The 23,619-nt window shown below is 63.7% G+C and carries 29 protein-coding genes; 10 read left to right on the top strand and 19 right to left on the bottom strand.

Annotation, left to right across the window (positions count from 1 at the left end; translation table 11 throughout):
* Positions 1 to 3 precede the first annotated feature (3 nt).
* Positions 4 to 1,545 (bottom strand): nitric oxide reductase transcriptional regulator NorR, encoded by a 1,542-nt coding sequence (gene norR / locus FHP91_RS10370; RefSeq protein WP_144309524.1) that lies wholly within the window; start codon positions 1,543 to 1,545, stop codon positions 4 to 6.
* A 154-nt stretch (positions 1,546 to 1,699) separates the two neighbouring features.
* On the opposite strand from norR, the gene FHP91_RS10365 reads away from it, so the two are divergent.
* From FHP91_RS10365 to FHP91_RS10350, 4 genes are all read left to right on the top strand, one after another.
* Positions 1,700 to 2,641 (top strand): multicopper oxidase domain-containing protein, encoded by a 942-nt coding sequence (locus tag FHP91_RS10365; protein WP_144309523.1) that lies wholly within the window; start codon positions 1,700 to 1,702, stop codon positions 2,639 to 2,641.
* A 37-nt stretch (positions 2,642 to 2,678) separates the two neighbouring features.
* Positions 2,679 to 3,371, top strand: coding sequence for a c-type cytochrome (locus FHP91_RS10360; protein ID WP_186301507.1), 693 nt, complete (start codon positions 2,679 to 2,681; stop codon positions 3,369 to 3,371).
* Complete coding sequence (locus FHP91_RS10355; RefSeq protein WP_144309521.1) at positions 3,368 to 3,715, top strand: c-type cytochrome; 348 nt, start codon at positions 3,368 to 3,370, stop codon at positions 3,713 to 3,715. Before FHP91_RS10360 ends, FHP91_RS10355 begins: the two co-directional genes overlap by 4 nt.
* An 86-nt stretch (positions 3,716 to 3,801) precedes the next feature.
* Complete coding sequence (locus FHP91_RS10350; protein WP_222105164.1) at positions 3,802 to 4,866, top strand: multicopper oxidase domain-containing protein; 1,065 nt, start codon at positions 3,802 to 3,804, stop codon at positions 4,864 to 4,866.
* A gap of 42 nt (positions 4,867 to 4,908) precedes the next feature.
* On the opposite strand, the gene FHP91_RS10345 is transcribed toward FHP91_RS10350, so the two are convergent.
* Genes FHP91_RS10345 through FHP91_RS10330 form a run of 4 tightly spaced genes read right to left on the bottom strand, consistent with a single transcriptional unit; the run spans position 4,909 to position 7,092 of the window.
* Positions 4,909 to 5,712, bottom strand: a complete 804-nt coding sequence (locus FHP91_RS10345) for an ABC transporter permease (RefSeq protein WP_144309519.1) — start codon at positions 5,710 to 5,712, stop codon at positions 4,909 to 4,911.
* Entirely contained in the window at positions 5,703 to 6,332 is a 630-nt protein-coding gene (locus FHP91_RS10340; protein ID WP_222105163.1) for an ABC transporter ATP-binding protein, read from the bottom strand. Before FHP91_RS10340 ends, FHP91_RS10345 begins: the two co-directional genes overlap by 10 nt.
* A 56-nt stretch (positions 6,333 to 6,388) precedes the next feature.
* Positions 6,389 to 6,754 carry an antibiotic biosynthesis monooxygenase family protein gene (locus FHP91_RS10335; RefSeq protein WP_144309518.1) on the bottom strand — a complete coding sequence of 122 codons (366 nt, stop codon included), beginning with the start codon at positions 6,752 to 6,754 and terminating at the stop codon, positions 6,389 to 6,391.
* Positions 6,755 to 6,756: 2 nt separating this feature from the next.
* Positions 6,757 to 7,092: an NIPSNAP family protein gene (locus FHP91_RS10330; RefSeq protein WP_144309517.1), complete on the bottom strand. Its 336-nt coding sequence runs from the start codon at positions 7,090 to 7,092 to the stop codon at positions 6,757 to 6,759.
* Positions 7,093 to 7,168: 76 nt separating this feature from the next.
* Between FHP91_RS10330 and FHP91_RS10325 the strand changes: the two genes are divergently transcribed.
* Positions 7,169 to 7,852 carry an ArsR/SmtB family transcription factor gene (locus FHP91_RS10325; RefSeq protein WP_144309516.1) on the top strand — a complete coding sequence of 228 codons (684 nt, stop codon included), beginning with the start codon at positions 7,169 to 7,171 and terminating at the stop codon, positions 7,850 to 7,852.
* Here FHP91_RS10325 and FHP91_RS10320 read toward each other — a convergent pair whose 3' ends face one another.
* From FHP91_RS10320 to FHP91_RS10290, 6 genes are all read right to left on the bottom strand, one after another.
* Complete coding sequence (locus FHP91_RS10320) at positions 7,853 to 8,095, bottom strand: hypothetical protein (protein ID WP_144309515.1); 243 nt, start codon at positions 8,093 to 8,095, stop codon at positions 7,853 to 7,855. It abuts the gene before it with no gap.
* 229 nt (positions 8,096 to 8,324) lie between these two features.
* A complete protein-coding gene (locus FHP91_RS10315; RefSeq protein WP_246116273.1) occupies positions 8,325 to 8,702 on the bottom strand; it encodes a hypothetical protein in 378 nt (125 codons plus the stop codon).
* 183 nt (positions 8,703 to 8,885) lie between these two features.
* Entirely contained in the window at positions 8,886 to 9,245 is a 360-nt protein-coding gene (locus tag FHP91_RS10310; RefSeq protein ID WP_186301506.1) for a hypothetical protein, read from the bottom strand.
* A gap of 185 nt (positions 9,246 to 9,430) precedes the next feature.
* Positions 9,431 to 9,865, bottom strand: a complete 435-nt coding sequence (locus FHP91_RS10305) for a hypothetical protein (RefSeq protein ID WP_144309513.1) — start codon at positions 9,863 to 9,865, stop codon at positions 9,431 to 9,433.
* A gap of 147 nt (positions 9,866 to 10,012) precedes the next feature.
* On the bottom strand, positions 10,013 to 10,345 hold the full coding sequence (locus FHP91_RS10300) for a YnfA family protein (protein ID WP_144309512.1): 333 nt from the start codon (positions 10,343 to 10,345) through the stop codon (positions 10,013 to 10,015).
* A gap of 499 nt (positions 10,346 to 10,844) precedes the next feature.
* Complete coding sequence (locus FHP91_RS10290; protein WP_144309511.1) at positions 10,845 to 11,753, bottom strand: LysR family transcriptional regulator; 909 nt, start codon at positions 11,751 to 11,753, stop codon at positions 10,845 to 10,847.
* Positions 11,754 to 11,883: 130 nt separating this feature from the next.
* On the opposite strand from FHP91_RS10290, the gene FHP91_RS10285 reads away from it, so the two are divergent.
* From FHP91_RS10285 to FHP91_RS10265, 5 genes are all read left to right on the top strand, one after another.
* Positions 11,884 to 12,774: a pirin family protein gene (locus FHP91_RS10285; RefSeq protein ID WP_144309510.1), complete on the top strand. Its 891-nt coding sequence runs from the start codon at positions 11,884 to 11,886 to the stop codon at positions 12,772 to 12,774.
* An 87-nt stretch (positions 12,775 to 12,861) separates the two neighbouring features.
* Complete coding sequence (gene ycaC, locus FHP91_RS10280; RefSeq protein WP_144309509.1) at positions 12,862 to 13,488, top strand: isochorismate family cysteine hydrolase YcaC; 627 nt, start codon at positions 12,862 to 12,864, stop codon at positions 13,486 to 13,488.
* Positions 13,489 to 13,587: 99 nt separating this feature from the next.
* Positions 13,588 to 14,166: an antibiotic biosynthesis monooxygenase gene (locus FHP91_RS10275; protein ID WP_144309508.1), complete on the top strand. Its 579-nt coding sequence runs from the start codon at positions 13,588 to 13,590 to the stop codon at positions 14,164 to 14,166.
* Between the two features lie 39 nt (positions 14,167 to 14,205).
* Positions 14,206 to 15,120 (top strand): pirin family protein, encoded by a 915-nt coding sequence (locus FHP91_RS10270; RefSeq protein WP_144309507.1) that lies wholly within the window; start codon positions 14,206 to 14,208, stop codon positions 15,118 to 15,120.
* 110 nt (positions 15,121 to 15,230) lie between these two features.
* Positions 15,231 to 15,419: a hypothetical protein gene (locus FHP91_RS10265; RefSeq protein WP_144309506.1), complete on the top strand. Its 189-nt coding sequence runs from the start codon at positions 15,231 to 15,233 to the stop codon at positions 15,417 to 15,419.
* A gap of 409 nt (positions 15,420 to 15,828) precedes the next feature.
* Here FHP91_RS10265 and FHP91_RS21455 read toward each other — a convergent pair whose 3' ends face one another.
* The 8 genes from FHP91_RS21455 to FHP91_RS10225 all read right to left on the bottom strand — a co-directional run bounded on the left by FHP91_RS21455 (position 15,829) and on the right by FHP91_RS10225 (position 23,610).
* Positions 15,829 to 17,223: an alkaline phosphatase PhoX gene (locus FHP91_RS21455; protein ID WP_144309505.1), complete on the bottom strand. Its 1,395-nt coding sequence runs from the start codon at positions 17,221 to 17,223 to the stop codon at positions 15,829 to 15,831.
* A gap of 170 nt (positions 17,224 to 17,393) precedes the next feature.
* Positions 17,394 to 17,918: a flagellar motor switch protein FliN gene (gene fliN / locus FHP91_RS10255; protein ID WP_144309504.1), complete on the bottom strand. Its 525-nt coding sequence runs from the start codon at positions 17,916 to 17,918 to the stop codon at positions 17,394 to 17,396.
* Complete coding sequence (fliM, locus tag FHP91_RS10250) at positions 17,911 to 18,921, bottom strand: flagellar motor switch protein FliM (protein WP_144309503.1); 1,011 nt, start codon at positions 18,919 to 18,921, stop codon at positions 17,911 to 17,913. Before fliM ends, fliN begins: the two co-directional genes overlap by 8 nt.
* 21 nt (positions 18,922 to 18,942) lie before the next feature.
* Positions 18,943 to 19,500 carry a flagellar basal body-associated FliL family protein gene (locus tag FHP91_RS10245; RefSeq protein ID WP_144309502.1) on the bottom strand — a complete coding sequence of 186 codons (558 nt, stop codon included), beginning with the start codon at positions 19,498 to 19,500 and terminating at the stop codon, positions 18,943 to 18,945.
* Positions 19,501 to 19,595: 95 nt separating this feature from the next.
* The gene (locus tag FHP91_RS10240; protein WP_144309501.1) at positions 19,596 to 20,903 is read right to left on the bottom strand and encodes a flagellar hook-length control protein FliK; all 1,308 of its coding nucleotides are present in this window, start codon (positions 20,901 to 20,903) and stop codon (positions 19,596 to 19,598) included.
* Between the two features lie 67 nt (positions 20,904 to 20,970).
* Positions 20,971 to 21,420 carry a flagellar export protein FliJ gene (gene fliJ / locus FHP91_RS10235; RefSeq protein ID WP_144309500.1) on the bottom strand — a complete coding sequence of 150 codons (450 nt, stop codon included), beginning with the start codon at positions 21,418 to 21,420 and terminating at the stop codon, positions 20,971 to 20,973.
* Between the two features lie 109 nt (positions 21,421 to 21,529).
* Positions 21,530 to 22,933: a flagellar protein export ATPase FliI gene (gene fliI, locus FHP91_RS10230; RefSeq protein WP_144309499.1), complete on the bottom strand. Its 1,404-nt coding sequence runs from the start codon at positions 22,931 to 22,933 to the stop codon at positions 21,530 to 21,532.
* Positions 22,933 to 23,610, bottom strand: a complete 678-nt coding sequence (locus FHP91_RS10225) for a flagellar assembly protein FliH (protein ID WP_144309498.1) — start codon at positions 23,608 to 23,610, stop codon at positions 22,933 to 22,935. The genes fliI and FHP91_RS10225 overlap by 1 nt, the downstream gene beginning before the upstream one ends.
* Positions 23,611 to 23,619: the final 9 nt, after the last annotated feature.

Raw genomic sequence — 23,619 nt, 5'->3', positions numbered from 1 at the left:
CGCTCAGGATAGATTCAGTTTGCGCAGCAGGCGGTGGAAGTTGCCGCGGTCGATGCCGAGCGAGCGGGCCGCAGCGGCCTTGTTGCCGTCATGGTGCTTGAGGCGGGTCAGGATGATCTTGCGCCGGCAGTGGTCGATGACTTCGTCCAGCGGCCGGGGCGTCGGGTCTGTGGTCTCGGTGGCGGCGACGACTTCTTCGGGCATCGGCAGGGCCTCGGTGCCAAGGTGCTGGATGCCCAGTTCGATCACCCGCTCGCGCGATGGTGCGGCGCTGAGCGCGCGAATCATGGCGCGCGACAGGGTGTGTTCAAGCTCACGTACGTTGCCAGGCCAGTCATAGTGGGTCAGCCACTGGCGGGCCCGACGGCTCAGTCGTACGCCGTGCAGCCCAAGGCGGCGTTGGTTGCGTTCGATGAAGTAGCCGGCCAGCAGCAACACGTCATCGCCGCGTTCGCGTAGCGGCGGCACCAATAGGGGATAGACGCTGAGGCGATGGTAGAGGTCGGCGCGGAAACGCCCGGCGGCCACTTCGCTTTTCAGATCGCGGTTGGTGGCGGCGATCACGCGCACGTCGACGCGATGGTGCCGGTCGCTGCCGATGCGCTGGATCTCGCCATTTTGCAGCGCCCTCAGCAGCTTGGCCTGCACTGTCAGCGGCAACTCGCCGACCTCGTCGAGAAAGAGCGTGCCTTCGTGCGCCAGTTCGAACTTGCCGATCCGGTCGTCGGTGGCGCCGGAGAAGGCGCCGCGCTGGTGGCCGAAGAGTTCGCTCTCGGCGATTGTTTCTGGCAGCGCGGCACAGTTGAGATAGACCATCGGCTCCTTTCCCCGGGTCGAGTGGCGGTGGATCATTCGTGCCACCAGCTCTTTGCCGACGCCGGTCTCTCCCAGGATCAGGGTTGGCAGATCGGATGGCGCAACGGTCTGCGCTTCACGCTTGAGCTGGTCGATGATCACGCTCTGGCCGATCAGTTCGTCGACCGTGCCGTCGTGAGGCTCGGCGCGCTGGATGCGGTGATGGCGCTCGAGCTGCTCCTCAAGACGCACGATCCAGTCGGCCGCCCGCACGGTGGCGGCGGCCACGGCCACGAAGGCGCGGAAGACGTCTGCGTCGATGGCATCGAAGCTGCCCGGCGTCATCGCGTCGAGGGTGACCACGCCCCAGGGCTGGCCGTCGATGTACAGCGAGGCGCCCATGCAGTCATGGACGTAGAGGTGGTCGCCCGCCTTGTCGACCAGACCGTCGTAGGGGTCAGGCAGGGCGGAGTCGGCCGGAAAGCGCACCGGCTCGGCGCTGTGCACGATTTGCGCCAGTCGCGGCTGGTCGCGAATGACGAAACGCCGGCCCATGGTGTCGGGGCTGAGCCCGTGCACGGCGCGCGGCACCAGCTGATCGCCGTCGCGTTCGAGCAGGGCGATGGCATCGCACGGAAAGCTGTTGAAGAAGGCTTCTAGCAGGCGCGCATAGCGTTGCTCCCGGGGCATGGCCTTGGACAGGTCGGCCACGGCGCCAGCCAGGTTGAGGAAAGTTGCGTGCGTTGTCATTTAGATATCGATGTTGTCATTAATACAACTTTCGTTGTGCTGTCATTCTGACGGCATTGAATAATAACTTCATGAAATATAAGGAGAAATTATTCTGGTCCGAATATTGATATAGGTCAAGTGGCATTTGAGCCACAACCTCTGGAGAACCGATATGAGACAACGTCCCCTGACTGCCATGGTGCTGCTGACCGCGGCCCTGGCAAGCGCCAATGTTCTGGCAGCTACCCACAAGGTGGAGATCCCGGTACGCGAACTCGATCTGGCGATCGACAACGCCGGCAACACGGCCCCGATGTGGACATTCGGCGGCACCATTCCCGGTCCGCTGGTGCGGGTCACGGAAGGCGATGAGGTCGACTTCACCTTGCTTAACGAAGCCGGCAACAAGAACAGTCACTCGATGGATTTCCATGCCGGCCGTCTTGATGTGCTGGCCGACTTCGAGGCGATCAAACCGGGGCAGAAGAAGCAGTTTTCGTTCAAGGCTGAGTACCCCGGCGTGTGGATCTACCACTGTGGCGCCGATTCGATGTCCGAGCACATCTCGCGCGGCATGTACGGCGTGGTGATCGTCGATCCGAAGGCTGGCTACAGCGACAAGTACCCCAAGCCGGACCGTGAATACGTGCTGGTGCACGGCGATCTGTACGAGACCGGCGCCTCGGCCGAGGAACGCACGGCGGGCGAGAAATGGAAGGGCGTGCTGGTCAACGGCAAGGTCTTCCACTACGACCCGGTGCATGACGCCAACGCCAGCATCGCGCTTGAGTCCAAGCCCGGCGAGCGTGTGCGTATCTACTTTGTGAACGCCATGATCAACGAGTGGGCTGCCTTTCACCCGATCGCCGGCATCTGGGATCGGGTGTGGGACAACGGCAACCCGCAGAACGTGTTGCATGGCATGCAGACCATGTCGGTGCCGCCGGCGCATGCGGTGGTGGTCGACCTGATCAGTCCGGCTGACCGCCCGACCAACAACGCCCTGGTCGACCACAGCATGAAGCACGCGCTCAAGGGCGGTATCACGGTGCTGATGAACAGCAAGGACGCCAACCCCGACAAAGGGCGGGGCGATCAGTTGATCCTGCGTTGAGCCGCGGATCGACCAGACCATGACGAAAGGAATTCCCGTGAAACTACGACTGACTCTCGGCATTGCCGCGGTGCTGGCGGTCGGCGTGCCCTTGGCTGTGCACGCCGACACTGCCGCTGACGTGAAACAGCAGTGCGGTAGCTGCCATGCGCTCGATCACGACTACGCCAAGGCAGCCAAACACGAAAGGGCTGAACGCAAGGCCCCGCCGCTTGATTTTGCCGGTAACAAGTTCCGGCGTGAATGGCTGTACAGCTGGCTGCAGAATCCGGTGCGCCTGCGCCCGGCCGGTGTTTTCCCGCCGGCACATGCCAAACCCTCGGCCGACGGCGATGTGGTCGATACCGCCACGCTGGCCAAGCACCCGGCGCTCGATGCCGCGCAGGCGGGCAAGGTGGCCGACTACCTGATGACGCTGACGCCCTTCGACGCACTGATCGCGGCCGAAACCTACCAGCCCGGCAGCATCGCTCAGCGCATGGGGCAGATGAACTTCGGCAAGTTCAAGGGCTGTGACGGTTGCCATCAGGATGCCCCCGACAAGGGCGGCGTGTCTGGGCCAGAGCTGTATACCGCCTGGCAGCGCCTGCAGCCGGCGTTCATCAGTGCCTATATCACCCAGCCCGCGGCCTGGGACCCGCACACCATGATGCCGGTGGGCGACGCCAACGCGGCCGCGGTGCACAAGCTGGCCAACTATCTCAAGCTCATCGGGGAGAAACAGCCATGAAGACCCTGCTACTCGCAGCGACCCTGTCGCTAGTCAGTACCACCGCGCTGGCCGAGGCCGGCTCGGGCAAGCAGCTGTACTCGATCTACTGCACGCAGTGCCACGGGGTGGCGGGCGACGGCAAAGGCATCAACGCTGCCCAGATGGCAGTCCAGCCGCGCGACCACACCGATACCAAGGAGATGTCCGCACGCACCGACGAGGAATTGTTCAAGGTGATCGAGCACGGCGGCAAGTCGATCAACAAATCGGTGCTGATGCCGCCCTGGGGCGACAACCTGAACGATGACGAGATCCACGCACTGGTCGGCCACCTGCGCGAGCTGTGCTGTCAGAAAAACTGAGCCGATGAGGGCGTGCCCCTCGTCGAAACCGGACGGCCGCCTTCGGTGGCCTGTCCGGCCTGTTCTCAATGCAATGGAGTACCACCATGACGAAGAAACAAACCCTGCTGGCGCTGTGCCTGGCGCTTGGCCTGAGCGCCAGCGCGCAGGCCGAACTGCGCAAATTCGAAATGACCATCGAAGAGGTCGACCTGCAGGTCGCGCCGAATCTGGCGGTGAAGGTGTGGGCCTATAACGGCCAGGTTCCCGGTCCGCTGATCCATGTGAAGGAGGGCGATGAGGTCGAGGTGCTGCTGCACAACAACACCACCCTCAGCCACACCATCCACTGGCATGGCGTGTACCAGACCAACAGCTGGCAGTCCGATGGCGTACCCAACGTGACGCAGGAGGCCATCGAGCCGGGCGACAGCTACACCTACCGCTTCATCGCCGACAAGCCCGGCAGCCTTTGGTATCACTGCCATGTGAACGTGGCCGAGCATGTTGCCCTGCGCGGCATGTGGGGGCCGCTGATCGTCGATCCCAAAGCGCCGACCGCGCTCGAGAAGACCGTGACCAAGGACGCGGTGCTGATGTTCTCGGGCTGGAACTCCGAGGTGGCGCAGGAATACGGCAAGGGCGGCCACCCAAGGGAGGTGAGTGACTACTTCTCGATCAACGGCAAGTCCTTCCCCGACACCCAGCCGATCCGTGTCAAGAAGGGCGACGTGTTGCGATTGCGCCTGTTTGCGCCGACCTCGCCGACGGCTTTCCACCTGCATGGCCACGACGCGCTGGTGACTCACAAGGACGGCTTGCCGCTGGAGACCCCGTATGCCGTGGATGTGCTGCCGATGATGCCGGGCGAGCGCTACGACCTGATCGTGAAGATGAACAATCCGGGCATCTGGATGACGCACGACCATATCGAGCATCACACCAGCAATGCCGGCAAGGACCACACTGGTTCGATGCTGGTGGTCGAGTACGAGGATATCGAAAAGCCGGACTACTACATGTGGAAGGACAAGCAGTTCGACCCGGACTTCTACTGGATCGAGTCGATGAAGAAACCCCACGGCCTGCATGAAAACCCGGCCTTCAAGGGCTTCGACCCCAGCCAGCCGCCGCCCGCGACGGCCAGCAAGACGATGCACCACGGCAAGTGACGTCGTGACCGGCCGACGGGGGAAACCCCGCCGGTCGGTGTGCTATTTGGGCGGTGCCGACAGCCGGTCCAGCCGCAGCCGCTCGCGCTCATCGAACAGGCGCCGACTGGCGGCGAGGACGGCGGCGAGTGTGCCGAAGCCGGTGCCGACGGTGATCGTGAACATGATCAGGATCTGGTATTTCACCGCCAGCGTGGGTGCGGCGCCGGCCAGGATCTGGCCTGTCATCATGCCTGGCAGGCTGACGATGCCGGCGGCGGCCATGCCGTTGATGATCGGGATCATGCCGCTGCGCATGGCGTCGCGACGCGCCTCGCCAATGGCCTCTTGCCAGCGATGGCCGAGCATCAGCCGGTTTTCAATCAGCGCGCGCTGGCGCCACACCGCGTCGGTGAGCCGGTCGAGGCCGACGGCGATGCCGGTCATGGTGTTGCCGAGCATCATGCCGAGCAGCGGAATGGCGTATTGCGGTGCATACCAGGGTTCGGGGCCGATGATGGCGACCAGCGTGAGCACGGTGACGCTGAAGGCCGAGATGAACATCGACAGCGTACCAATGCCGAAGGCCCAGCCGCCGGTGAGCCGACGCTTTTGCCGGGCGGTGACTTCGCGGCCGGCCATCAGCAGCATCACCACCGCCATCAGCGTAATCCAGGGCAGGGCGGCGACCGAGAACAGCGCTTCGAGCACCAGGCCGATCAGGCTCAGTTGCACCACGGTGCGAACCGCCGCGACGAGCATGGTCTTGCCGATGTCCAGCCGGGCGAGCTGGGTGCACACGGCCAGCGCCAGCACCAGTCCGGCCGCGAGAGCAAGTTGCCACCATGCGAGGTCGATCAGCTGCATGGCACCGCTTCCAGTTGCTTGCCGGCAATGCGCAGATGCGCGTTGGCCACGCGTTGGATCTGGGCCGGGTCGTGCGCCACCCAAAGCACCGGCCAGCGGTGGTGCCGGGCCAGCCCGGTGAGCCAGGCTTCGACGATGGCGGTGGTGTCGGGGTCGAGGTTGGCGGTGGGTTCGTCCAGCAAGAGCGCGCGCGGCTGGTGTGCAACGGCACGCAGCAGGGCGAGGCGCTGCTTTTCGCCGGATGACAGCCGGCTCACCTGCCAGTCCATCACTTCCGGGCCAAAGCCGAGTGTGTCCAGGTCGTTGGGCGCGCCGGCGGGGAAGTGTTCGCCCACCGTGTCGGCCCACCACTGGCTGTCGGCCGGCACCATCATCACCGTTTGCCGCCAACGGTGGCCTGTGACCCCGGTTTGCGTGAGCTCGCCCAGCGCGACGCTCCCATCATGCGGGTCGAGATCGGCCAGCGCGCGCAGCAGTCGGCTTTTGCCCGAACCGGACGGGCCGGACAGGGCGAGGATGCACCCCGGCTCGATGGTGAAATCGATGGCCGATAGCGCGCCAACGCTCAGGGCTTGGGCGCGCAGGGCGGCAGGCGCGTCGGCTTGGGTGTCAGGCTTCAATCGGTACGCTCGGCGATGGGCGGAGGTTTCATGATACCCGCCGCCGGGCGGGGTGATCAGCGCCCGGTGGCGGCCCTGCCGTCGTGATGCGCGCGTGAGTCGGCGGGCGCTTCGGCACGGGCGCGCATGCCATAGTCGCGCACCACCTCGGCGACCCGCAGCCGGTAGTCGGCAAACACTTGCTGCCTACCCGCGACCTGCGCCGCGCGATGTGTTTCGAGAGTGCGCCAGCACTGTATGGCGGCTTCGTCGCGCCAGAAGGACAGCGACAGCAGCCTGCCGGGCTGGGTCAGGCTTTCGAAGCGTTTGATCGAGATGAACCCGTCGATGGTTTCAAGCAGCGGACGCAGCGCCGCGGCGGTGTCGAGGTAGGCGTCGCGCTGGCCGGGGGCGGGTTCGACTTCAAAGATCACGGCAAGCATGGTCAAGTCCTCATCTGCGGCACTTGGCAGAAGGTGCCGCCTACGGTGTCGACAAAGCTGCGTTCCTCGCGGAGGATGAAGCGCGCGTCCTGCGCGAAGGCAAAGTTGGCGCGGCCTTCGGCATCGTCGCGTAGCCGCGCACGGTAGCGTTCGTAGGCCGCCAGGTTGTCGAAGCCGATCAACCCCCAGGCGATGTCGTTGGTTCCCTCGTGCGGCAGAAAATAGCCAAGCAGATGCCCGCCGCAGCGCGGGATGATGCGGCCCCAGTTTTCCGCGTAGGTCTTGAAGGCCTCACGCTGGAAGGGGTCGATCTGATAGCGGATGAAACAGGTGACCATGGTCGGGGCTCCGGCGTGAATGACGGAACCACAATAGCGAATTGAAGTGGCTGCATGGTTCGGCTAGGATCGAACCATGAAAGACGGCCCCCACATCGCCCGCGTCGCCGCGCTGATCGGCGACAACGCCCGCGCCGACATCCTTACCGCGCTGATGGCCGATCGCGCGCTCACCGCCACCGAGCTGGCGGGTATTGCCGGGGTGACCAAGCAAACCATCAGCGGTCACCTCGCCAAGTTGCTTGATGCCGGGCTGATCGAGGTGGATGCACAAGGCCGGCATCGTTACTTTCGCCTCGCCGGGCGTGACGTCGCGCACTTGCTGGAATCTCTAATGGGCGTGGCATTTCGCACCGGCGCCGTGCGCCTGCGCTCGAGTCCGCGCGAGCCGGCGCTGCGCAAGGCGCGCGTGTGCTACGACCACCTCGCCGGCGAACTGGCCGTGGCCGCCTTCGAAGCCATGCTGATGCGGGGTTGGTTTGCCGCCCGGGTTGGCGAGTTGAGTCTGACCGGCGCCGGTCGCGCCGCGTTCGAGGCCATTGGTGTGGATGTTTCCGTGCCGGGTTCGAGTCGCCGTCCGGTGTGCCGCATGTGTCTGGACTGGGGGGAGCGGCGGCACCATCTCGCCGGTGGCGTGGGCGCCGCCTTGCTGCAGCGGATGTATGCCGCCGGGTGGGCCCACCGACAGAAAGATTCGCGGGTGGTGGTGTTCAGCGCCGAGGGCGAAAAAGCGTTTCGAGAGGTCTTCTTGCTGGACTGATCAGCGCCGCCGGACAATGACCTCGATGATCCACCACACAACCCCGACGGCGGCACCAAAGGCACCGGCAATGGTGCCGAACATGGCGGTCAGCGCCAGCCCGGTGGGCGTGACATCGGTCGAGCCAAACTGAGTGAACAGCCACAGGGGCACTGCGGTCAGTGTGCCGAGGATGAGGCTGGTCAGCACAATCTTGATGCCGGTGCGCACATCGCTGCGGTAGAAATCGAGAATCGGGTTCACGGCAAGGTTCCGGAGAAATCGTGGTGCAGACAATACCGGAGCGCGAGCCACCGCGGATTGATCGAAGTCGAGAATCGGTGTCGCACCGTTCAGCGTTTGAACCGGCGGGCCGGGGCACAGCATTGACTTCATCGTGTCTCGGGGGACGCAGTGCGTCGTCCGGGGGCTGTGCCTGATCAAACGACGGTGCCGGGGCGCACCCCGGCACGCAAGTTTTGAGCGACGCGGACTAGCCTCGCGTGCCTTTCACGAACGCCAGCGACGCCTGAAACACCTCAACATCAAGCGCGTAATCCGCCGCGTCAGCGTGGTCGATCTGCACCCACTCTTTCGAACTCGGCATGCCACCGGGTTGAAAGGGCACGACGTCGCCCCGCGAAAACTGCAGCTCGATCGCCATGGCCGCCGACACGCGTATACCGACGCCGTTGCCGCTAATGCAGGCGAACATCTTGTCGGACACAAGATAGGCGTCAAGCCCGCCAATTTTTTTCGCCTTCACGCCCGGCAGCTTGAGAAGAACGTCGTCGATTTGTTGCTTTCGGGTGTCGGGGATGCTGGTAGCCAAGGGAACTCCGTGGGGTGTCGCTGAAAAGGGTTGGAACACCTGCTTTGATACGCGAGAGACGCCGCGACTGCAAGGAAATCATGCCGAGGTCGGGTGATGTTGTGAGGCACGGGGCAGGTCAGTGCCGGTGTGGGTTTCCGGTTTCGACCCAAGGCCGCCTTTGGCGCTGATTGAGGTTGAGAGATGCGACACAGAGGGACTCAAGTGTCTTGCCGCTCGGCCTTACCTGTGTCCAAAGAGTCGTTGCCAGAAGCTCGGCTTGCGACGTTTTCCCAAGGGGCGGGCGTTCGGGGGATACGTCAAGGTGACTGGCACCAGTTGCATACCATGCTCCGCCAGCGCCTCGGCATACTCTTTGTGCTTCTCGGGCTCCTGCGCGGCCCATACGCTGAGCGTGTGTTCAATGATGCGGCGGAACTCTTCTTCGGAGTAGGTGTGCCAATAGTGCTCCCCGAAATCGTCCGGGTCGCAGATGGCGATAAAGTCGGCGTTTGCGATCTCGCTGGGCACGACGAATTTCGTAGGGCCGATCGATGCCGGTGCCATGAGCTCGGCGATTTCGTCATGATCGCGGCTAGACACTCGAAAGAGATCGCATGGATAGGGATCTCCAACCGCCAGACCGTCGCCACCTAGCAGGTGGCCTACGGCATCACGGATTCTTCCCGAACGGAAGTGGACGTGCATATGTGCGAGGCAAGTTGCTAGAGCCCAATATTCAGGAGAGCTTTCGACATTCGCAGTTACGTCAGTGGGGAAGAGAGCCACTATTGCTTACCCGGGAACGCGTAGAGCTTGCCTTTGTCGCTGGTCACGACAAATGGGACACCATTGAGTTCGACCTGAACAGGTTTGCCATGAGTTGGTAGTGAGCCCAGCCCCCGATTCGCTTCACTTTCGACCTTGACCACTGCCTGCCGCGACATGCTTTGCATCTGGGCATCACTCCAAACCTTGGAATCATAGGTCGTTTTCACCGCCGACCTCCCTTTCGCGTCAAGATAATGATTCTCGTAAACACCAGGCGCTATTTCCAGTCGTTTGTCGGAAAGCAGCGTCCAACCATTCTCTGAGATTATTTGCTTGAATGCCTCATCATTGTGCGCGCCATAAACCCGTCCCTTGAGAGCCCGCGTAGGGCGCAATAACCGAAGGGCATTGCGCCGGATGACGGTCGCGACGCGCCCGTGAGGTGAACTCATCATCGCGCCTCGCACATCTCAAACAGCTTGGGAAAACGCTCCCATGGTGCCTTGGTGCAACGTTCGGCGCAATGCCCTTCGGTTATTGCGCCCTACATCCGAACGACCGCTCCTGGCCGTTGTCTGCCTCTCACGTACCAATTGGAATCAGGCAGCAGCGGGTTGAAGAGCAATTACCGCCATGCCGGTCAGGGCGAGGCCTGCGCCGAGCATGTCCCATCGCGTCAGGGCTATACCATCCACGAAGTGAAGCCAGAGCAACGCGACAGCGATATACATTCCGCCGTATGCGGCATAGGTGCGACCCGCCGCTGTCGGATGCAGGGTCAGCAGCCAGGCGAACAGCGCTAGGGAAAGCGCGGCTGGAAACAGCAGGAGCAGACTCTTGCCTTGCTTCAGAACCAGCCATGGCAGGTAGCAGCCAACGATTTCGGCAACAGCAGTAGCGGCAAACAGGAGACTCAGGCGCAGCAGTTCCATGAGTATTCTCGACGCGAAGAGTCCCGGATTTTGCCTCAAACAATCGGCCGTTGGCTAAAGGGGGCCATTGCCGTAGGACCGCAAGCTGAAGGACTACAGCCGTTTTGCTTGGGCGGGCTGTCCGATTGCCCCTGGCTGATAGCACGATTTCATCTGCCTTCCGTAAAGTCGCCGGACGGTCTGGTAAACAATCAGACTCCGATTAACAGCCAAGGAGTCTGGCATGGAGTCCTACGAGCATAGGGAACCCTGAAGCAGGGGAAAGTTGGTGGGTTAGAGGGCGCCGCTGAAGCCCAAGGACATCTGGGCGATCTGCATTCACCCTCCGAACGCCCATCACGTGCGCGATCTGGCGATGGTCAACCTCGCCATCGACAGCAAGCTGCGCGAGTGCGATCTTGTCTGCCTGCGCGTTCGCGACGTAACCCACGGCAACCAGGTGCTGTCCATCGATCCGCAAGCGCAACCCGTACCGGACGACGAGTTCGCATTGAAATTCCTATCCGTCATTCTCCAGTGCCTGGAACCGCTCGGCGAGGTAGTCGATCAGCGAGCGTACGGCGGGCAGCAGGCAGCGGCGCGACGGATACACGACGTGAATGATCTGGCGTGGCGGGGACCAATCGGGCAGGAGGGAAACGAGGGTGCCGGTGTTCAGATCGTCGCGCAGCATCAAGGTCGGAAGCTGAACGACGCCGACACCGGCGCGCGCTGCACTGCGTAGCGCGACCATGTCGCCCGTGACAAGGCGGGGTCGGTAGTGCAGCGATACCTCGGTGCTGTCCGGGCCGATTAGCGTCCAGCGGTGTTCATCCTGCGGCGGGCCGAGCGACAGGCTGGGAAAGGAAGCAAGATCGGTCGGTTCGACAGGACGGCCGATCGACTCGACGAGCGCGGGGCTTGCGACGATGCACTGGGCGCTGTCGGCAAGCACGCGCAGCACGAGGTCGCTGTCGGGTAGTGGTGGCGGGCGGACGCGAATCGCCAGATCGACGCCGTCGCTGACTGGCGAAATCTTGCGGTTGGTGGCGTCCAGATGCACCGACACGCGCGGATGTGCAGCGAGAAAGTCCGCGAGCATGGTGCCGACGTGCACGTGAAGAAGCGTGATCGGGCAGCTGATACGCACCGTGCCGGCCGGTTCGGCGCGGGTGGCTTCGACCGCCTCGAGCGCGGCATCAGCCTCGACCAGCATGGCGCGGCAGTGCTCGTAGAAGGTCTGGCCCAATTCGGTGACCGAGAAGTGGCGGGTCGAGCGGTGCAACAGCCGGGCACCGAGACGCTCTTCCATCAGTGCGATGCGGCGGCTGAGCTTGGACTTCGGTACCCCGGTGGCGCGCCCGGCGGCGGCGAAGCCGCCATGTTCGACCACGCGGGCGAAGTAGTACAGATCGTTCAGGTCGTTCATACAAGTCTCCCTGCGCTGCCGCCTATTGTCCTGCTGGTAGGACGCTGAAGCCGAATTTTACCGTCTTCTCCTCTTCACGTTCCATGCCTAAAGTGACGTTACGCAATACGAACGTGACAAGGAGGCGAACATGAAACGAGTCCAGGGCATTTACAGCACGCCGCGCACCCATTGGGTCGGCGACGGGTTTCCGGTGCGCTCGCTGTTCAGCTACCAGAGCCATGGCAAGGCATTGAGCCCGTTCCTGCTGCTCGATCATGCTGGTCCGGCGCAGTTCGATCCGACCGAGCGCCGCCGCGGTGTCGGCCAGCATCCGCACCGTGGCTTCGAGACGGTGACCATCGTCTACGCCGGTGAAGTGTCGCACCGCGATTCCACCGGGCAGGGTGGTGTGATCGGGCCGGGCGACGTGCAGTGGATGACGGCTGGTGCCGGCATATTGCATGAAGAGTTTCACGGCGACGGTTTCGCGCGTTCGGGCGGCGAACTGGAGATGGTTCAACTATGGGTGAATCTGCCGGCGCGCGACAAGTACGCGCCGCCGGGCTACCAGGCCATCACCTCGGCCGGAATTCCGGTCGTGAAACTGGCGGATGGTGCCGGTACGGCACGCATCATTGCCGGTGAGCTCGACGGCAAACGCGGCCCGGCGAAGACCTTTACGCCAATGAACGTGTGGGACCTGCGTCTGGTGCGCGACGGCGTGGCGGAGCTGCCTTTGCCTGACGGTTGGACAGCTGCGGTCGTTGTGCTTCGCGGCACGGTGCTGGTGAACGGCCACGCGCTGGCGCGCGACGGTCAGCTTGTGGTGCTCGACCGGGCCGGTGTCAGCGTCTCGATCGAGGCGAACAACGATGCTGTCGTTCTGTTGCTCGCCGGAGAGCCGATCGACGAGTCCATCGTCGGCTACGGACCGTTCGTCATGAACAGCGAGGCCGAGATCGCACAGGCTATCGAAGACTTCAACAGCGGCCGATTTGGCGGCATCCCGCGCGCGGAAACCACCGAGACAGCCGGTTGATACCGACTCCCGGCCCTTCCGGGCCGGGGGCAAACCCTGCCGCGCAAGCGGCATCCCGACCCCGAGAGAGCAAACAAGGAGAACACCATGACTCAGCCCTACGTGAAACTCGACAAGAACAACGCCGCCATGCTGCTGGTCGATCACCAGGCCGGCCTGCTGTCGCTGGTGCGCGATATCGATCCCGACCGCTTCAACAACAACGTGCTGGCGCTGGCCGATGCGGCCAAGTACTTTGACCTGCCGACCATCCTCACCACCAGCTTCGAAGACGGCCCGAACGGCCCGCTGATGCCGGAGCTAAAGGCGTTGTTCCCGGATGCGCCTTACATCGCGCGCCCCGGTCAGATCAACGCCTGGGACAACGACGACTTCGTCAAGGCGGTGAAGGCCACTGGCAAGAAGCAGCTCATCATTGCCGGCGTCGTGACTGAAGTGTGTGTGGCCTTCCCTGCGCTGGCCGCAATCGAGGAAGGCTTCGACGTCTTCGTCGTCACCGACGCCTCGGGCACCTTCAACGAGCTTGCCCGCAACTCCGCGTGGGATCGCATGACGGCAGCCGGGGTACAGTTGATGACGTGGTTCGGCCTGGCGTGCGAACTGCACCGCGACTGGCGCAACGACGTCGAGGGGCTGGGGACGCTGTTCGCGAACCACATTCCCGACTACAAGAACCTGATGACCAGCTACGCTACCGTCAAGGGCAGAGCGTAAGGTGCTGGGCGTGTGCTTGCTTTCCCCGCGCTCCGCCGGTGCAGACGACTGCGCGCCCGGTCTGTGGCGTCCGAAATCCCATCTATCCGGGAGCCAGCCGTGACAACCCCTTCGCCATCGGAGACGACGTTCGCACCGCCCGGCGAGACGGTGACCGGTATCATCGTCCACCAGCCGCGCCGCGATGCCTATGACGAATATGAACGCTGGCTGCTCGAGATACGCGAGGCCTGCAAGCGCTTCCCTGGCTACCTGTCCACCGACGTGATCCGCCCGGTCGACGGTCAGGAGACATACACGGTGATCATCCGTTTCGCCGGTGTCGAGCAGCTCAAGGCCTGGATCGAGTCCGAGGTTCGGAGAGAATTCCTTCAGCGTATCGAGCATGCGCTGGAAAAAGGCGACCGCTACGTGATCAAGACCGGGCTGGACTTCTGGTTTGCGCCGCCGGCCGCGATACCACCAAATAGGTGGAAGCAGTTCCAGTTCACGCTTTCGGCGATTTTCCCGCTTACGGTGATCGTGCCATGGGCGCTGTCGCCGCTGCTTGGGGGATGGCAGGGTGTGCCAGCAATGCTGCTCGGAAAGCTGCTTGTTGCGACAGTGATCGTGTATCTCATGGTTTACCTGATCATGCCGCGTTATACCCGGCTGGTCGCGAAATGGCTTTACCGTTGACGCTACAGCCCGATTTTGACAACAAGGAGAACCCCAGCGATGAGCAATCTGACGAAAGAGCTGAATTCCGACTGTTCCGAAACCAAGGGCCGTGATGCCGTCGAACTCGTGCTGCGTCCGCGCGAGAAGGACCTTGGCGGATTCTCGGTCCGGCGTTTGCTACCGACCGCGCAGCGCAAGACGGTCGGCCCATGGATCTTCTTCGATCATATGGGTCCGGCGGACTTCCCGGCCGGCGAAGGCATCAACGTGCGCCCGCACCCCCACGTGAACCTCGCAACGGTTACCTATTTGTTTGAAGGGGAGATTCTTCACCGTGATTCGCTCGGCAGCCTCCAGCCGATCAGGCCCGGCGACATCAACCTGATGGTGGCCGGCCGTGGCATCGTCCATTCCGAGCGCGAGCAACCGGAGGTCAACAGCGTGCCGCACCGCTTGCACGGCCTGCAGTTGTGGCTGGCGCTGCCGGAGGCGGACGAGGAAGTCGAGCCGGCCTTCCATCACTATCCGTCGGCGGACATTCCTGCGGTGGAGGTCGGCGGTGTACCGGTGCGCGTGATGATGGGCACAGCCTACGGCGCGACCTCGCCGGTGCGGGTGTTCGCCAGCACGCTGTATGTCGAAGCACATCTGCAGCCGGGCCAGAAGTTGTTGTTGCCGGATGCCGATGAGCGCGCGATCTACGTTGCGCAGGGTGCGCTCAAGGCGCAGGACATTGATATCCCCGAGCATGCGATGGCGATTCTCTCGAATGTGTCCGGTGTCATTGTCGAAGCCGCTGAGGAGTCCCGAATCGCGATCATTGGCGGCGAGCATATGGGCAAGCGCTTCATCGACTGGAACTTCGTCTCCAGTCGCAAGGAACGCATCGAGCAGGCCAAGCGGGACTGGCGTGAACGTCGCTTTCCGGTCGTGGCCGGTGACGAGGTCGAATTCATCCCATTGCCGGAATAGCGCTGGCAGGGAGGTTCACAAGCCTGGCGCCCGGCCCTCGCTGTGTGGGTCGTGGGCCGCACACGGGATTGGCGTCGCCATGGGAAGGCAGCACTTTCGGCGCCTGATCGATGACCGAGACCGTGCGGGCCGTGATGTTGCAGTCGCCGATGATCATCGCCTTCATCACCGAGGGGGCGGTGATCCGGGGGATTCTCGGTCATCTGGGCGAGCCCACTTCACCGCCGTGTCTGATACAGGCACGCGGTCCACCGCTGTGGGAGATGCAGGACAGTGGATCAGACGCGATCGATGCGTAAGCGCAAGTCGTACCGGACTAGGCGTTCGATCAGCGTATCGCGAGGTAGGACACAAGACGGGCAACGGACATTCCGGAGCGGGTTTCGAGGGGCGATCAGGAATCTTGGGTACGAAATTCACGATTGACACGGACGAGATCGGACGGACTCCTTCCAGAAGGTGCATTGAAACTCCTGTTCTTGGTGCCGTCGCGCTTGAAAATGTCACCCGGCAGGCTTGGGTCGGAAGTGTGAGCTCGAGGATGGCGAGACCGGTCGTTGGTTGAGCGTGAGCGCCGGCCGGCAGGACTACGTCGCGGTGCCGCCGCTCGATCGACGCAGGCCGAGCGACAGCAGATGGCCGATAGCCACCCCTCAACGACAAACGCGCCCCGAGGGGCGCGTTCGTTTTTGTTGCCGCTGTTCTTGCTCAGGCGCGGCGGCGACGCGCAAAGGCGCCGACCAGGCCGAGGCCGGCGAGCATCATGGCATAGGTTTCCGGTTCGGGGACGGCGGTGATCATGATGGTGCGATCGATGCCGCTGCTGGGGTGCTGGATGTTAACGTAGGCGACGTTGGGGTTGAAGGCGTCGAAGTACAGGCCGGTGGGTTCGGCGCCGGTGGTGCCCATGCTGGCCCAGCGCGACAGCGACTCGGCCACGCCATCCTTGTCGGCGTCGGTGGCCATCCAGATGTCGGCGACGCCGCCCGGCTGGTCTTCGATGATGTAGAAATTGCCGGCGGCGTCGATGGCCATGTTGTCGGGGCTGGCGAGGGCGGAGCCGACAGCGGTGCCGGTGGCGGCGTCGAGGGTGCTGCGGCTGGCGAAGAGCTTCATTTCGTTGGTGGCGAGGTTCATGGAGTAGACCTCGTGGGTGCCGGTGGCGGTGAAGAGCATCAGCTCGCTGCCGTTGTCCAGGGTGAGGATTTCCATGTCTTCGGGGCGGTTGTAGCCGGTGCCGCCGGCTTTGTCGGCGGAGGCGCGGCCGTCGATTTCGTTGGTGTTCAGACGCGTGGTGACGCCGGCGATGTCACCGCCGTTGACGTCGGTGATGGCTTCCCAGGAGACGATGCCGGTGGTGCCGTTGCCGGCTTTGGCGACAAAGGTCTGGCCTGCGGCGAAGTAGTCGTTGCCAGAGGTGGCGTTGGGGTTGGCGGAGACGTACTTGTAAATGGAGCCGCTGCTGTTTTCATCGACAAAGTAGAAGTTCTTGTTGTTGTCGAAGACCATGCCTTCGTGCGAGATGAGCGGCACGACACTGTTGCGCTGGACGAGGTTGCCGGTGTCCTTGATGGCGCTGACCGGGTTGGTGACTTCGAACAGACGGCCGGTACCGGTGTTGCCGTTGTAGTTTTCTTCGCCGGTCATCCAGCCGCCCCAGGGGGCCCATCGCGAGGCGTCGCCGCGTTGCCAGTTTTGTTCGCCAACGGCGACGATGGTGGTGGTGCGCTTGTTGTAGTCGGTTTCCCACAGGTCGATGCGCTGGGCGCCCGAGGCGGTGTTGGGGCCACCGGAGTTGCTCGGTTCAAAGGGCATGAACAGGTAGCGGCCGGCGTCGGGGCCGGTGTGATTGGTGTCGATCATGTCCCACACGCCGGTGTTGCTGTGGCCGAGGCTGAGCTGGGTGGCGCGGTCGGCGATGGTTTGCTGGGTCCAGTTGGGGTTGGCGAGCTTGAAGGGGGTGGCTTCGAGGGCATCGCCGACCGGAATCGGGGTGCCGTAGGACGAGGCCATGGGGCTGAAGTCGTCGAACTGGGTGGCGGCGGCAAAGGCCTGGGAACACGAGAACGCAGCAAATACGGCGAGGGCGATGGGCTTGACCATGGCTATTCCTTGTTGGCTAGGTATTTTGTCGATGCCGGTTTGAATCCGGCTGAGCGTGATCCTAGCGAGGGTGTATGACGTTTTGGTTATTGCGCCATAGTCAGTTTGATAGTGCGCACACGCAACGGGCCGCCCGAGTGGGGCGGCCCGTTGCGTGTGCGAGGCGGTGTTCAGTGGCGTAGTTTTCGCATGCGCTCGGCCGGGGTGATGATGTCGGTGAGACGGATGCCGAATTTTTCGTTCACTACCACGACTTCGCCCTGGGCGATGAGGGTGCCGTTGACCAGCACGTCCATGGGCTCGCCGGCCAGTCCGTCGAGCTCAACCACCGAGCCGTGTGCGAGTTGCAGCAGGTTGCGGATCGACAGCTTGGTGCGGCCGAGCTCGACAGTGATCTGGACGGGGATGTCGAGAATCATGTCGAGGTCGTTATTGCCCCCGCCGGTACTGCGCTCGGCGCCGAAGTCGGGGAAGACCTGGCTGGCCGGTTTGGCCTGGTAGGGGGATTCGCCTTCGGCGGCGGCAGCGGCCAGATCGGCCGCAGCTTGTTCTTGCATGGCAGCGGCCCATGGGTCGTCTTCACCGTCGGCGGTGGCTTCGGTGTCTGGCTTGGCTTCGGCGTCGGCTTGTTCTTCCATGGCGGAAGCCCAATCGTCGTCGGAGACCTGGTTTTCGTCGGTGTCGGTATCAGCCATTGCGTGCTCCCGATGGCGAGGTGTCAGAGTTGTCGTCGGCGGCAATCATCCGCTCGACCTTGATGGCGTATTGCCCGTTGTGGACGCCGTAGTGGCCTTCCAGTACCGGCACGTTGTCGACGCAGGCCCGGATCGTTTCTTCCACGTCGAGGGGGATCACGTCGCCCACGCGCATGTTGACGATGTCGCGCAGGGATACGGTGGCGTGCCCAAGATTGCAGGTGAGTTTGACCTCGGCTGTCTTGAGCTGCTTGGTCATGGTGCCGATCCAGCGTTTGTCCTGCGTGATGTGATCGCTCTGCATGGTCGAGTAGAGCGTTTCGCGGATCGGCTCAAGCATGGAGTAGGGGAAGCAGATGTGCATGTCGGCCTGCGCGCCGCCCAGTTCGAGCGAGAACACGGTCGACACCACGATCTCGGAGGGGGTCGCGATGTTGGCGAACTGCGAGTTCATCTCCGAGCGCAGGAATTCGAGCTTGAGCTTGTAGACCGGTGCCCAGGCGCGCTCGTATTCGGCGAACACTGTACCGAGCATGCCCATGATGATGCGTTGCTCGGTGGCGGTGAAGTCGCGCCCCTCAACACGGGTATGAAAGCGTCCGTCGCCGCCGAACATGTTGTCCACCACCAGAAACACGAGATTGGGGTCGAACACGACCAGGCCGGTGCCGCGCAGTGGCTTGGCGGTGACCAGGTTGAGGTTGGTGGGCACCACCAGATTGCGCACGAACTCGCTGTATTTTTGCACCTTGATCGTGCCGACCGAGATCTCGGCGTTGCGGTGCATGTAGTTGAACAGACCGATGCGCAGGTAGCGGGCGAAGCGTTCGTTGATGAGCTCCATGGTGGGCATGCGCCCACGCACGATGCGCTCCTGCGTGCCCAGGTTGTAGGCACGAACGCCGCTGCCGTCGCCTTCGTCGGCTTCGGTTTCCTCCACTTCCCCGGTGACGCCGCGTAGGAGCGCGTCGACTTCGTCCTGGGAGAGAAAATCGGCTGCCATGGCCTGTGCTGTCCTTTTGGTTTACTGCACGATCAGCGAGTTGAACAGTACCGACATGACCGGACCCCAGGGGCCCTTGTCACGGCGGCGGTCGTCGTCGCGGGGTTTATCGAAGCCGAGCACATAATTGGTTCGGACCATGATTTCGTCGGCCAGCGTTTCGCGGCCTTCGACGGTGGCGATTTCTGACGGCAGCTTGCTCGACAGCAGCAAATTAACCTCGTGGCGAATTTCGGGCATGTACACCTTGAGCTGATCGGCAATGGTCTGATCCACCACCTTGAGCACCAGCACCACCTGCAGATAATGGCTGCCCTCGGCAGGTGCGAGGTTGACTGTAAAGGGGTCGAGATTGACAAAGGTCGGTGGTTTGGAGGTGTCGACCGTGATCTTCGGCGCGTCGGGTTCATGTGCCTCGTCGCCGCTGTCTGCCTTCTTCTTGCCCAGCAGCAAAAACGCAGCGGCACCACCAGCAATCACCAGAAGCAACACCACAACGAGGATGATGATCAGCAGCTTCTTGCTTTTCTTGGGGGGCTCTTCGCCTTCCGCGGGGGGCGTGGCGGGTGCTTTCGACATGCGTCAATCTCCAGTTACGACGTGTTCATTATCGATCACACAGTGCGCCGCAAATGCCACGAATAGCGGTGGCAGAAGCCCGCTATTCCGCGCCCTTAAGCGAATGTGTCGATCATTCCTTCGCCGCGCTGCAGCCAGGGGCCGCTGCGTGACATCAAATTTTCCTGCGCGACGTCGGTGCCGCGCGCATTGCCCGCGTGACCTTGTCTGTGCCCGGATTCGCCATTGGCGTCCCGGTTTGCCGTGTTGACGTTGCTGTCGGTCAGCGTAACGCCAGCCTGTTCGAGCATCTCGCGCAGGCGCGGCATGGCTTGTTCCAGCGCTTCGCGGGCCGCTGGCGTGGCGGCTGTGAACTGAGCGGTGGTGGTGTCGCCGGTGACGGTGAGCGAGATTTCCAGCTTGCCCAGGTGGGGCGGCGTGAGAATCAACTCGGCTTTGCTGTTGTTCTGACCAACCAGCCACAACACCCGGTTGGCCACGGCATCCCCCCAGGCGGCGTCGCTGGCTGGCGTGCCGACATGAATGGGTAGTGCGGCCTGCGCGGCTTGCGGGCGGTCGGCAGCGGGCACTTGAACACCGCCCATGGCGGCGTTCAGCGCAGAGCTGCCCATATTGCCCGGCATGCTGGGTGACTCGGCTGTGAGCGCGCCCACGCGGTCGCCGCGCGGGGCGGTGTTGGCGGCCAGCAACTCGGCGAAGCGGCCCGGGCGGGCTTGGGCAGTGGGGCCCGCGCCTGGTGCATCTTCGGCGGTGGCGGCGGTCAGTCCGGTGCTCGGTTCGGCGGTGCTTGTGGCGGCTTTGGGGTGGTGCGCCTGGCCGTTCTGGCTCGTTGTGTCGCCGCGGGCGGTGCGGGCCAGCACGGGTTGATCGGTGCTGTCGGCATCCACGGCAGCTTGCGCATCGGCGGCGACGGCGGGGCTTGCCGTGACGGCGGCAAGCGCTGCCGGTGTGGCGGCAAGCGCTGCCGCAGGTACGGCGTTGGCCGGGTCGCCGCTGATGCTTGTGGCCTCGGCGTCGATGGCTTGCGCGTCGGTGACCGTTGTTGCCTTGGTCGCGTTTTCGACAGCCGTGGTGTCGGTTGTTGCTTGCGTATTGGCCGCTGCCTCAGTGCTTGCAGCGGTCTCAGCGTCTTTCGGCTTGGCGGGCGCCGTACTCTGGCGAGCCTCGGACGGGGCCGGCGCGTGCGGGCTGCGCGAGCGTTCGGGTGTGGTGGGGCGCTGCGCTGCGCTGCGCTCGGCGCTGCGGTCAACCGCTCGCTCTACCGGGCGCTCAGGCGCTTTCATTTTCTGGTCGAGCGTGCTGGAGAAAGAGGGGGTACTGGTATCGGCTGCGTTGCGCTCGCGTGCGGACGCGTTTCGCGTCGTGGCGGAACTGAGCAACTGCGACAGGGAGGAATTCGCCATTTCAGGCATCGCCGTCTTCCTTGAGTGGAATGTTCAGGCGATCTGTTGCAAGCCCCGTGCCAGTGGCTCAGCTGTCCTGGTGGCGATCCCGGTGCTGCTTGCTGGCGTGTTCGTCGGTGGCGTGTTGCTCGCGACGAGACTCGATGCGCGCTTCCTTGGCCACATGGCGTTGGGACAGCGTGTCGAAGGCCTTCACCTTGTTGCGCTGATCCATCCATGCCTTCTGACCATGGGCCGTACTCTTGCGTGCCTGTTCGACAACGGCGCGTTGGGCACTGACGGCTTCATCCAGTTTATTGATGAACAGGCTGAAGTTGCGCCATGCGTCCGGTCCGATTCCATCGCGGCAGGCTTCTTGGAAGCGCTGCTGGTATTCGGCGCGGTAGTTTTCGAGCAGTTCGAGCTTTCGACAGTCCTCGGTTTCACCGGCAATCAACTCACCCAGACGGCGTGCGGCGCCATCCATGCGGTTGTTGGCCAGGTCCAGCAGGGGCTGCAACGGAAACGTCTTGCTCATCCACGTTCTCCGATGCGCGGTCTGCGCTGTGCGCTTTCCGCAACAGGGCTTACGGTTCGGGGGGCGAAATCTTTAGGGGCTGATTTCGTCCGGGGCGACAAGATGAGTATCACACCTCGTCGCCAAAGAGTGTGTGTAAGTTTGCCACGGCGGCGTCGAATCCTTCGCGTTCATCGATGCCTTGTTGCAAGAAGGCTTCGAGTGCGGGATAGGCCTCGACGGCTTGATCGAGCACCGGATCGGAACCGGCCTGGTAAGCGCCCACGGCGATCAGGTCGCGTGATCGCTGGTAGCGGGAGAACAGCAGCTTGAAGCGGCGCACATGCTCGAAGTGGCCGGGTTTGACCAGATTGTGCATGGCGCGGCTGATGGATTGCTCGATGTCGATGGCCGGGTAGTGGCCCTGATCGGCCAGGGTGCGCGAGAGCACGATGTGGCCGTCGAGAATCGCGCGGGCCGCGTCGGCAATCGGGTCTTGCTGGTCGTCGCCTTCGGTGAGCACGGTGTAGAAGGCGGTGATCGAGCCGCCTTCGTCGGGGCCGTTGCCGGCGCGTTCAACCAGCGCCGGCAGGCGGGCGAACACCGAAGGCGGATAGCCGCGGGTGACGGGCGGCTCGCCGATGGCGAGGGCGATTTCGCGCTGCGCCATGGCGTAGCGGGTGAGCGAGTCCATGATCAGCAGTACTTGCTTGCCCTGGTCGCGGAAGTACTCGGCGATGGTGGTGGCGTAGGCGGCGCCTTGCAGGCGCATCAGTGGGCTGGTGTCGGCGGGGGCGGCCACCACCACCGAGCGGGCGCGGCCTTCGGCGCCGAGGTTCTGTTCGATGAATTCCTTCACCTCGCGGCCCCGTTCGCCGATCAGTCCGACCACGATCACATCGGCCTTGGTGTAGCGGGCCATCATGCCGATGAGCACCGACTTGCCCACGCCGGAGCCGGCAAACAGGCCCATCCGCTGACCACGGCCGACGGTGAGCAGGGCGTTGATGGCGCGGATGCCGACGTCGAGCGACTGGGCAATCGGCGCGCGTTGCAGCGGGTTGATCGGGCGGCTCTGGAGCGAGCGGGTGTCTTCGGTGTCGATGGGGCCGAGGCCGTCGAGCGGGCGGCCGGCGCCATCGACCACGCGCCCGAGCAGGGAGTCGTCGATCGGCAGGTGCTTGGCGCGGTCGGAGGCGCGGCGGCGTGGCACAGTGCGCTGGCCGGCGACGAGGCGCGGCTGCACCGGCTCCATGGGCAGCACTTGCGCGCCGGGCGCGAGGCCGAAGATGTCATCGGTCGGCATCATGAAGATGCGCTCGCCGTGGAAGCCGACCACCTCGGCTTCGACCGAGCCGCCGCCGGGCACCACGATGCGGCAGCCCGAGCCGAGTGGCAGCTTGAGTCCGGCCGCTTCCATGACCAGTCCGTTGATGCGGGTGAGCCGGCCGGAGAGCTGGAAGGGACTGTTGGCGGCGGCCAGACGCTTGCCGTCGGCCAGCACATGGCGCCAGGTTTCGGTGTGGCGTTCCATCAGTCTTTCGGGTCCCAGCGCGTGTCGTCGGCGTTCATGGTTTCCATGATGCGCCGCCAGCGGGTCTGTACGGAGGCGTCGACCATGGCGCCCTCGGCCACGATGTTGCAGCCGCCGCGGGTGAAGGTTTCGTCTTCGTAAATGCGGTGTTCGTGATGACTCATCTGTTCGCCGAGGTAGTCGCGCACCAGCGCGGCATCGTCAGGATGAAGGTGAATTGTCGCGCGCACCTGCGGCAGTTGCTGCAGCGCCTCGCGGACCAGGTCGACGATGTTCTCCGGGTGCGCGGCAATGCTGCGCTTGACCATCTGGGCGGTCATTTCGATGGCCAGGGCGACAATCTCTTCGGCCACGTCCTGATCGAGTTGCTTGAGCGCGGTGTCGAGGTTTTCGACCAGCGTATGCAGTTGCAGCGCCTCCATCCGGCCGCGGGCGGTGCCTTCTTCGTAGCCGGCGGCGTAACCGTCCTTGTGGGCGGCATCGTGGATTTTCTCGATGTCGTCGGCGGTCGGCAGCTTGAAGGCGGGCGCTTCCGGTTCGGGGGGCGAGCTTGGGGCTGCGGTCGTCGGCTCAAGCGGTTCGGGCTCAGAGTCGGGCTCCGGTTCCGGCTCATGGGCGTCGAAGCTGGGCGGCTCCCAGCGGCGGTAGGCGCCGACGGCCTGGTGGCGAAAGCTCATGCCGGCATC

It is taken from the genome of Denitromonas halophila (assembly GCF_007625155.1).
GTDB lineage: Bacteria > Pseudomonadota > Gammaproteobacteria > Burkholderiales > Rhodocyclaceae > Nitrogeniibacter > Nitrogeniibacter halophilus.
Note: the sequence above shows the minus strand (reverse complement) of the source record. Positions and strands in the feature narration are given on the sequence as shown.

Bases quoted from the DNA above. Each gene is read 5' to 3' on its own strand.
- norR (WP_144309524.1), bottom strand. From the start codon at position 1,545: ATGACAACGCACGCAACTTTCCTCAACCTGGCTGGCGCCGTGGCCGAC.
- FHP91_RS10365 (WP_144309523.1), top strand. From the start codon at position 1,700: ATGAGACAACGTCCCCTGACTGCCATGGTGCTGCTGACCGCGGCCCTG.
- FHP91_RS10355 (WP_144309521.1), top strand. From the start codon at position 3,368: ATGAAGACCCTGCTACTCGCAGCGACCCTGTCGCTAGTCAGTACCACC.
- FHP91_RS10350 (WP_222105164.1), top strand. From the start codon at position 3,802: ATGACGAAGAAACAAACCCTGCTGGCGCTGTGCCTGGCGCTTGGCCTG.
- FHP91_RS10345 (WP_144309519.1), bottom strand. From the start codon at position 5,712: ATGCAGCTGATCGACCTCGCATGGTGGCAACTTGCTCTCGCGGCCGGA.
- FHP91_RS10335 (WP_144309518.1), bottom strand. From the start codon at position 6,754: ATGCTTGCCGTGATCTTTGAAGTCGAACCCGCCCCCGGCCAGCGCGAC.
- FHP91_RS10330 (WP_144309517.1), bottom strand. From the start codon at position 7,092: ATGGTCACCTGTTTCATCCGCTATCAGATCGACCCCTTCCAGCGTGAG.
- FHP91_RS10325 (WP_144309516.1), top strand. From the start codon at position 7,169: ATGAAAGACGGCCCCCACATCGCCCGCGTCGCCGCGCTGATCGGCGAC.
- FHP91_RS10305 (WP_144309513.1), bottom strand. From the start codon at position 9,865: ATGAGTTCACCTCACGGGCGCGTCGCGACCGTCATCCGGCGCAATGCC.
- FHP91_RS10300 (WP_144309512.1), bottom strand. From the start codon at position 10,345: ATGGAACTGCTGCGCCTGAGTCTCCTGTTTGCCGCTACTGCTGTTGCC.
- FHP91_RS10290 (WP_144309511.1), bottom strand. From the start codon at position 11,753: ATGAACGACCTGAACGATCTGTACTACTTCGCCCGCGTGGTCGAACAT.
- FHP91_RS10285 (WP_144309510.1), top strand. From the start codon at position 11,884: ATGAAACGAGTCCAGGGCATTTACAGCACGCCGCGCACCCATTGGGTC.
- ycaC (WP_144309509.1), top strand. From the start codon at position 12,862: ATGACTCAGCCCTACGTGAAACTCGACAAGAACAACGCCGCCATGCTG.
- FHP91_RS10270 (WP_144309507.1), top strand. From the start codon at position 14,206: ATGAGCAATCTGACGAAAGAGCTGAATTCCGACTGTTCCGAAACCAAG.
- FHP91_RS10265 (WP_144309506.1), top strand. From the start codon at position 15,231: ATGACCGAGACCGTGCGGGCCGTGATGTTGCAGTCGCCGATGATCATC.
- FHP91_RS21455 (WP_144309505.1), bottom strand. From the start codon at position 17,223: ATGGTCAAGCCCATCGCCCTCGCCGTATTTGCTGCGTTCTCGTGTTCC.
- fliN (WP_144309504.1), bottom strand. From the start codon at position 17,918: ATGGCTGATACCGACACCGACGAAAACCAGGTCTCCGACGACGATTGG.
- fliM (WP_144309503.1), bottom strand. From the start codon at position 18,921: ATGGCAGCCGATTTTCTCTCCCAGGACGAAGTCGACGCGCTCCTACGC.
- FHP91_RS10245 (WP_144309502.1), bottom strand. From the start codon at position 19,500: ATGTCGAAAGCACCCGCCACGCCCCCCGCGGAAGGCGAAGAGCCCCCC.
- FHP91_RS10240 (WP_144309501.1), bottom strand. From the start codon at position 20,903: ATGGCGAATTCCTCCCTGTCGCAGTTGCTCAGTTCCGCCACGACGCGA.
- fliJ (WP_144309500.1), bottom strand. From the start codon at position 21,420: ATGAGCAAGACGTTTCCGTTGCAGCCCCTGCTGGACCTGGCCAACAAC.
- fliI (WP_144309499.1), bottom strand. From the start codon at position 22,933: ATGGAACGCCACACCGAAACCTGGCGCCATGTGCTGGCCGACGGCAAG.
- FHP91_RS10225 (WP_144309498.1), bottom strand. From the start codon at position 23,610: ATGAGCTTTCGCCACCAGGCCGTCGGCGCCTACCGCCGCTGGGAGCCG.